Source organism: Streptomyces sp. NRRL F-5123 (assembly GCF_000721495.1).
Classification (GTDB): Bacteria; Actinomycetota; Actinomycetes; order Streptomycetales; family Streptomycetaceae; genus Actinacidiphila.
The window spans coordinates 1-7,572 of the sequence record NZ_JOHY01000110.1; the positions used below are offsets into that span (position 1 = coordinate 1).

A 7,572-nucleotide genomic window follows, 5' to 3' on the forward strand; every position below is an offset into this window, starting at 1 on the left:
CGGATCGCGGCTGACGTGGACCGAGCAGTACACCTACCTCGTGTGGACGGGCGACGGCGCCCAGGACATCGCGCACCTGCGCGGCGGCACCCGGCTCGTGCTCAACGGCCTCACCGTCGCGGTCACCCCGACCGCGGCCGGCCCCGTCCCCAGGCACTGAGTCCCGCCGGCCGCGCACCCCGACGCGCGGCCCCACCGCCCACAGCTTGCGCGGCTCACACTGCCGTGCGGAGGCGCAGATGATCGGCGCAGTCGTCCTGGGGGCCGCCGGCCTCGTCTTCGTGACGCTCGGCCTGGCGGCGGCCCTGCCCCCGCGCACCGGCTCCCGCGCCGCGTGGGGCGCCGTCGCCCTCGGCGTGGGCCAGCTGTGCCACGCGGCCGGGATGCTCGCCGGGTACGGGGGGCCGGCCGGCGTCGCCCTGTCGACCTGCTCGGCCGCGTTCGCCGTCGGCGGGGCGCTGCTGGTGTGGAAGGACCGCGGGGCGCCGCGCCGGAGCCGCCGCCGCAAGCTCCCGCCGCTCGGCGGCTGACCCGCGGCCCTGATCCCCCGTCACACCGCGCCGGCCACCCCGTCCGCCGCGCCCCTTGGCGCGCCGTCGTCACCCGCGCGCCGCCTCCGCCAGCGCGGCCAGCCCCGGCCCGAACACCTCGCCCGCGAAGAAGTCCCGGAGCGCCGGTGCCTGCGCCGGGTCCGACGGTGTGAACTCCGCGGTCCAGCGCGCCCGGCACGCCGCATCGCCCGGGCCCGGTTCGAGCGTCAGCGTCGCCCGGTAGGCGCGCACGGCGAAGGGCGACTGTGCGAACTCGTAGACGCAGCGCCCCCCGTCGAGCGCGAGCAGCCGCTCCCTGAAGGGCTCGCCGGTCTCCGTGACCAGCCGCCGCAGGTGCCCTGGCGCGCCCGGCGGCAGGCCAGGTTCCGGCTCGGAGCGGGCGATCAGTGGATGCCAGGCGGCGATGTCGTCGAAGGCGGCGACCAGCGGCCAGGCCCGTCCGTACGGCACCGGCAGCTCGGCGGAGGCCTCCGCGCGCGTCGTGGGCGGCTCCTCCAGGACGAAGTCGGCGAAGTCGAACGCGGGGGAGACCACGCACGACACCAGCACCTCGTCCCGCCCGTACGGCCGCGCCGCCTGCCAGTGCCCGCCCGGCACGAGCGCCTGCGGCCGCTGCCCCGCGGCCAGGTCCGGGCCCAGCACGATCTGCGTGACGTCCGCGCGGTCGGGGTCCGCGCCCGTGCCGCCCAGCGAGAGCAGCAGCGGGCCGCCGCGGTGCCACAGCCACAGCTCGTCGGAGCGCACCCGGTGCCAGCGCGACTCCTGCCGCGGCTCCAGCAGGAAGTGGATGCCGCTGGCTAGGCGCCGCCCGCCCGGGTAGCCGTCCGGCCGCACCTCCTCCTGCCCGCCCGCGACCCAGGTCTCGCGGTACCAGCCGCCCTCCGGGTGCGGCTCCAGCCCCAGCAGCCGCGCGGTCTGCGGCCGCTCGTCCTCCGCCATCGCTGTCCCTTCCCCGCGGGAAGCTCCCGCGGACCCCTCGCGCCACCCCGCCCGCGGCCCCGCCACCCGAGTGAGGCCCCGTCACGCGCCGCCGGCGGGCGCCGGTGCTCGGCGGTGACCCGACTCCGGCACCGAACGCGCCGTGCGTCCCGATACATCCTTTTGCGGACGGTGGTCGACCGGAAGAGCTGGGGGACGGGGCAGGATCGGCGGGGAAGCGGGAAGGCGGTGCTCCGGCGTGCTGCGGACCGTGTTCGACAGCCGGAGTGTACGCGCGCCGGAGCCGGCGGAGGCCTGGCGCAACGCCACCGCGGGCGCCCTGGTCCGCAACGAGTTCAGCTTCGACGACTCCGGCTTCCACGCCGCCTTGCGCACCGCCGCCTTCGGCTCGGCCCAGGTCACCGCCCTCACCTAAGCGTCCACGACCTCCCGCCGCACCCCGCGGCTGATCCGCCAGGCCGACCCGGAGATGTACGCCGTCGGCCTCGTCGTCCGCGGCAGGCAAGCCATCGCCCAGGCGCGCACGGTGAGCGAACTGGGCCCGCGGGATTTCGTGGTGTACTCCACCTCGCGCCCCTGCCGTGCGGACGTCGACGCCCGGCCCGGCGCCGCCGCCTCGGTCGTGGTGCAGGTGCCGAGTACCGACGTGCCGCCGCCGCCCGACCGAGTCGGCCGGCTGCTCGCTGCCCGCCTCCCGGCCCGCGACGGCGCCGGGTGCCTGCTCGCGGGCCTCCTCACCCAGCTCGCCGCCGACACCGCCCCGCTGCGGCCCGCGGACGCCCACCGGATCGGCGGCGTCCTCGTCGACCTGGTCACCGCGTGGCTCGCGCAGCACACCGACAGCGAGGACCGCACCCCCGCCGAGACCCGCCGCCAGGTGCTCTTCCTCCAGGTCGAGGACTTCATCCGGCGGCACCTGGGCGATCCCGGCCTGTCACCGGCCACCGTCGCCGCCGCCCACATCGCGGCCGCCGCCTCGCCCGCCCCCGCCGCCTCCGCCGTCCCGTCCCCCGAGGACGAGGCCGCCGCCGTCGACCTCGGCGGCCGTACGCACGAGGGCTACGGCATCGCGACCGCCGACACGGCCGCCCCTGCCCCCGACACGGCCGTCCCGTCGCAGGACCGCGCCCGCTTCGCCGACGCCCGGTTCGGCTGCGGATCCCCCGAGGCCACCGTGCCCCTGCGCGGCGCCACCAGCGCCACCGTCCCGGCGGGCGGGTGCGTCGCCGCGGCCCGCCGGGAGCTCGGCGGCAGCCTCCGGGCCCGGGCCCGTATCGACTACGTGCCGCAGCTGCTCGCCGACGCGACCCTGCACGCGGCCACCGGCGACCCCGGCTACACCGCCGTCCTCGCCGGCCGGCAGCCTGCACGCGCGGCAGCGGCTACGCGTACCCCACCCCGCAGGCCGCCGCCGCCGAGCTGCGCCGCGAGCACGCCGCGGGCGCGGCCGAACCCGCCTTCCGCGGGCGCGAGATCGCCGTTGCGGTGGCGGACGGCCGGCTGCCAGATCCGCACCCACCTGCCCGCCACCCTCCTGCGCCTGCGCCGGCAGGAGGCCGCCCGGCTGCCCGTGTCCGACCTGCGGCTCCTCCAGCAGGTCACCCCCGAGTGGCAGTCCGCGCCGGCCCGCGCCACCCGCGTCCCGACGCCGCCCGGCCCGGTGCGCGCGGCCGGGAGGGCATGACGGGCACCACCGGCACCGCGCCTGCCTCCGGGGTGTTGGATGGTCACATGACCGGACCGGCGCGGAAGAAGAAGCCCCCGTTCGGCATGCCCCGCCACATCGTCCTGCTGGCCACCCCGGAGGGCTGGCGGCACAGCGTCACCACCACCGACGGCGCCCTTGTCTGCGGGCGCCTCGCCGGCCTGCCGGCCGACGCCGGTCCCGCCCGGGCGCGGGCCGCCGCGACCGCCCTGCTGACCGGGCTCTGCCGGGAATTCCACGGCACCGAGATCGACGTGGCCTGGCAGCCGCCCGGCGCCCCCGACTCCCTGACCGGCCGGATCGTCCCGCTGCCCGCACCTTCCGCCGGCTGAGTGGAACCGCCGCGGCGGACGCGGCGTCGAACCCGCGCGGCGCCCGGCGGAAGGAGCGCCGCAGGACCGGACCAGGGGGCGGGCATGCGGGTGAGCAGGGCGTACGGGCGCGGCGCGGCGGCAGCGGCAGCGGTGGTGCTGGCGGCGACGGCGAGTGGCTGCGGTGGCGGCGGTTCCGGCCCGGTCGTGGACGGAACCGCCCCGCCGGTCCCGTACGCCGGGCCGCTGTACGTCGCCACCCGCGCCGCCACCGGCGACGACCCGGCCGCACTGCTCGCGGCCTCCGGGGCGGCCGGGCGCGCGCTGGAATGCACCGGCCGGATCTACGCCGGCGGCGGCCCCGACGCGTGGAGCGAGGGTGACGGGGGCAGCACGCCCGAGGAGGGCCTCAAGGCCTATTTCGACATGTACGACCCGGGCGTGCCGCGCTCCGGCTACCGGGTGGAGCGGCGTGACGCCGACCGCGTGCTGTTCTCCTACGACGTGGGCCTGCGAACCAAGGTCGCCGTGATCGTCGCCAAGGACCAGCCGGGGCGGCCCGGCTGGGGCCCCGAGACCAGCGCGTCCTGCGACCCGGCCGAATTCCCGGCGGGCTTCACGGACAAGGGCCCGTACCAGATCTGGACCGACAGCCGCGGCGGCCGGGTGCCCGTCACCACCCTCAACACCACCGACGGTCCCGCCCACTGCGGCTGGCAGCAGGCCCGCTTCCTGGAGCTCGGCGGCCCCTCCGGCAGCCGGGAGTACGCCCGCGACCCGCACGGCGTCCTCCCGCCCGGCAGCCTCGCCGCCGCGTACGACGGCGACGCCGTCCTGCCCGCCGACGCCCGGAGCACCGGCTACCACCGGCAGGGCGAGGAGCTGTGGACTACCCCCGACACCTCCCGGGTCTACATCCGCACCTCCCACGGCGTCGAGGCCTGGCCCGCCGTCACCCCCGGACACGGCTGCGCCTGACCGCCCGCTGACCGGCCGTCACGCTCCGGAGGATCTTCGACGGAGCTGCGCCGCGGCCGCCAGGTCAGGCGGCCGCGGCGGTGAGGTAGTCGCCGTCCTCGATGTCGGCGAGCAGCCCCGGACGGGTGGGCGCCCAGCCGAGCAGCTCGCGGGTGCGCGCGCCGGAGGCGGGCGCGTCGAGGCCGAAGACGGTCGCCATGAACGGGTTCCCGAAGTGCACCGCCGCCTCCTGCGGGTCCAGGCTCTTCGTGGGCAGCCCGAGTCCGCGCCCGATCACCCCGGCGATGTCCCGGAAGGCGACCCCGTTCTCGGCCACCCCGTGCAGCACGCTGCCCGCGGGCGCCTGCTCCAGCGCCAGCCGGAAGAGGTCCGCCGCGTCGAGCCGGTGCACCGCGGGCCAACGGTTGGCGCCGTCGCCGACGTACGCCGACACGCCGGTCCTGCGCGCGGTCGCGACGAGCATCCCGACGAAGCCGTAATCGCCGGGCCCGTGCACGGTGGGCGCGAGCCGCACCACGCTCGCCCGCACCCCCGACGCCGCGAAGCCGAGGCAGGCCTCCTCCCCGGGGATGCGGAATCCGGCGACGGCTCCAGGGTCCGGCCGGTCGGCCTCGGAGCCCTCGCGCCCCGCGGCCATGACCAGCGTGCCGGAGGTGCTGACGAACGGCTTGCCGGTGCCGGCCAGCGCCCCGCCGAGCGCCTCGATCGCGCTCCGGTCGCGCCGGACCAGGCCGTCGGGGTCGGCGAAGTCGCCCCCGAAGGCCATGTGCAGGACACCGTCCGCGGCGGCGGCGCCGTCGCGCAGGCCGTCGTGGTCCTCCAGCGAGCCGCGCAGCGGCACGGCGCCCAGCGACTCCAGCCGCGCCGCGGCGGCGTCCGAGCGTGCGAGCCCGGTGACCGTGTGGCCGGCCGAGACCAGCCCGGTGACGACGGCGGGTCCGGTCAGCCCGGATCCGCCGGTGACGAAGACATGCATGAAGCACTCGCTCTCACGTGGCGCCAGTGTGCGGCGCAGTCGTTTGCGCCAGTCACTGACACTACGTAGCGCCAGTCGCTGGCGTCAAGAAACGCCAGGGACTGGCGCAAAGAAATGCCGGTCACTGACATATGCGATCCTGGGCGAATGCCACGCAGCGGAGCAGAAGCGCGCCGCCGCCTCCAGCAGGCGGCCCTGGAGCTGTACCAGGAACGCGGGTTCGACCGGACCACCACGGCCGAGATCGCCGCCCGCGCCGGCCTCAACGAGCGCACTTACTTCCGCCACTTCGCCGACAAGCGCGAGGTCCTCTTCGACGGCCAGGCCGAGCTGCGCGACACCCTCGTCCACGAGGTCGCCACCGCCCCCGACGGCCCGCCGCTCGAACTGCTGCTGCACGCCTTCCTCAGGGCCAAGCACATCCTGGAGGAGAACCGCGACTTCTCCGAGCCGCGCTGCGCGGTCATCGCCGCCACCCCCGCGCTGCGCGAACGGGAGCTGGCCAAGGCCGCGACCCTCACCGCGGCGGTCGCCGGGGCCCTGCGCCTGCGCGGCGTGCCGGACCGGCTCGCCGCGCTCGCCGCCCAGTCCGGCTGGGCCGCCTTCCAGCAGGCCGCCGAGGAATGGATCGAGGACCCGGGGCAGAGCCTGGGCGCGTACCTCCGCAGCGCCTTCGACGACCTGTGCACCCTCTCCGCGGCCGCCGCCCCGCAGGACCGGGATCGCGCCGGGGGCTGACCGGCGGCCGGCCGGTCAGGCACCCGCCTCCGCGACCAGCAGGGACTCCAGTCCGAGCAGGAACCGCTCGATGTCCGGACGCGGCAGGTAGGCGGTGTCGGCCGTGACCGAGACCTCCAGATTCCCGCTGACGTGCACGCAGAAACGGCAGTTGAGCCGGTCCTGGCCCAGCGGCCACGACAGCCTGCTGGCCGGCAGCGCCGCACGGATCTCCGCCGGCGCGCACGGCGCGGGGTCCGGCCGGGCCGGCCGCTGGTCGTTGAAGCAGCACAGCGGCTGCGCCCAGCCGCCGCGCGCCCGGTCCACCGGGTCGTGGAAGGCACTGCGGTACGCCCGCAGCGCCGCCGGATCCGCGGCCCGCAGCAGCTCCCCGAACGGCCGGCCCACCCCGTCCAGAGCGAAGACCCCCTCCTGCGAGACCATGCCGACGATCCGCGCGGTGTCCCGGCGGAAGCGGTTGCTCGCGATCGGCAGCACCGCGCACCGCTCCCGCTCCGTCGACCGGCCCACCAGAGCCGCCGTCGCCGCCAGCAGCACGGTGGAGGTCGACGTACGGTGCCGGGCGGCGACCGCCCGTACCGCGAGATCCATCGCCGGGGAGGCCAACAGGGCCCGCCGCACACGCGGCCGCTCGCCCGCGCCCGCCCACCGGTCGAACATCACCTCGTGCGGCACCTTCTCCCACAAACGCGCCGCCCGCCCCGCCGCCCGGCGGCCCTCCGGTCCCGCCTGCCAGCGCGCGAGGTCGAGCGGGCGCGGCGCGGGAGTCCCGGCCAGTACGCCGCCACCGCGCAGGAGCAGCAGCCGCAGGTCCCGTACGGCCACGTCGGCGCCGAGCCCGTCCGCCGCCACATGGCAGAAGGCGAGCACCACATGGCCCACCCGCGGGCCGTCCGTGACCAGCGCGACGCGCAGCGGCCACTCGGCCTCGTAGTCGAAGGGCCGCGCGACGAGCCCGGCGAGCACCGCCTCGGGGTCGCCGGAGCAACGCTCCACGGTCAACTCCCCGCGTGCCGCCAGCCGCTGCCGCGGGCGCGGGCCCGCGAGATCCAGCCGCGTGCGCAGCGCGCCGTGCGCGGAGACCAGCCCGCCCAGCGCGGCACGGACCTCGGCGGACGTCCGCACCCCCGGCACCTTCAGGATCCGCCCGAAGTTGAAGTAGTGGTCGTCCGGCACGGTCCGCTCGATCGCGTCCCAGATCGCCAGCTGCCCCCAGGTGAGCGGCCCGATCCCCGCGTCCGACGCGGCGAAGGGGGCGTTCATCAGTCTTCCGCCAGCAGTTGGTCGGCTTCGGCGTCGGTGAGCTGGTCGAGTTCTTGGAGGAGTGTGTTTTCGAGGGCTTGGGCGACGGCTTCGACGGTGCGGTGGTCGAAG

General features: G+C 77.0%; 9 protein-coding genes. 6 read left to right on the top strand and 3 right to left on the bottom strand.

The window, feature by feature from the left end; all coding sequences use genetic code 11:
• Positions 1 to 239: 239 nt before the first annotated feature.
• The gene (locus tag IH54_RS0137985) at positions 240 to 530 is read left to right on the top strand and encodes a hypothetical protein (protein WP_031525945.1); all 291 of its coding nucleotides are present in this window, start codon (positions 240 to 242) and stop codon (positions 528 to 530) included.
• Positions 531 to 599: 69 nt separating this feature from the next.
• Here the strand turns inward: IH54_RS0137985 and IH54_RS42640 are convergent, their stop codons facing one another.
• Complete coding sequence (locus IH54_RS42640) at positions 600 to 1,490, bottom strand: cupin domain-containing protein (protein ID WP_063762455.1); 891 nt, start codon at positions 1,488 to 1,490, stop codon at positions 600 to 602.
• A gap of 238 nt (positions 1,491 to 1,728) precedes the next feature.
• Between IH54_RS42640 and IH54_RS45980 the strand changes: the two genes are divergently transcribed.
• The 4 genes from IH54_RS45980 to IH54_RS0138010 all read left to right on the top strand — a co-directional run bounded on the left by IH54_RS45980 (position 1,729) and on the right by IH54_RS0138010 (position 4,484).
• Entirely contained in the window at positions 1,729 to 1,905 is a 177-nt protein-coding gene (locus IH54_RS45980; RefSeq protein ID WP_159012367.1) for a hypothetical protein, read from the top strand.
• A 33-nt stretch (positions 1,906 to 1,938) separates the two neighbouring features.
• A complete protein-coding gene (locus IH54_RS47840; protein ID WP_267965269.1) occupies positions 1,939 to 3,174 on the top strand; it encodes a hypothetical protein in 1,236 nt (411 codons plus the stop codon).
• Positions 3,175 to 3,221: 47 nt separating this feature from the next.
• Positions 3,222 to 3,527, top strand: a complete 306-nt coding sequence (locus IH54_RS42285; protein WP_159012369.1) for a hypothetical protein — start codon at positions 3,222 to 3,224, stop codon at positions 3,525 to 3,527.
• Between the two features lie 84 nt (positions 3,528 to 3,611).
• The gene (locus IH54_RS0138010) at positions 3,612 to 4,484 is read left to right on the top strand and encodes a hypothetical protein (RefSeq protein WP_052398343.1); all 873 of its coding nucleotides are present in this window, start codon (positions 3,612 to 3,614) and stop codon (positions 4,482 to 4,484) included.
• A gap of 64 nt (positions 4,485 to 4,548) precedes the next feature.
• Here the strand turns inward: IH54_RS0138010 and IH54_RS0138015 are convergent, their stop codons facing one another.
• A complete protein-coding gene (locus IH54_RS0138015; protein WP_031525957.1) occupies positions 4,549 to 5,460 on the bottom strand; it encodes an SDR family oxidoreductase in 912 nt (303 codons plus the stop codon).
• A gap of 147 nt (positions 5,461 to 5,607) precedes the next feature.
• On the opposite strand from IH54_RS0138015, the gene IH54_RS0138020 reads away from it, so the two are divergent.
• A complete protein-coding gene (locus IH54_RS0138020; protein WP_031525959.1) occupies positions 5,608 to 6,198 on the top strand; it encodes a TetR/AcrR family transcriptional regulator in 591 nt (196 codons plus the stop codon).
• Positions 6,199 to 6,213: 15 nt separating this feature from the next.
• Here the strand turns inward: IH54_RS0138020 and IH54_RS0138025 are convergent, their stop codons facing one another.
• Positions 6,214 to 7,461 (bottom strand): condensation domain-containing protein, encoded by a 1,248-nt coding sequence (locus IH54_RS0138025; protein ID WP_052398344.1) that lies wholly within the window; start codon positions 7,459 to 7,461, stop codon positions 6,214 to 6,216.
• Between the last annotated feature and the right edge of the window lie 111 nt (positions 7,462 to 7,572).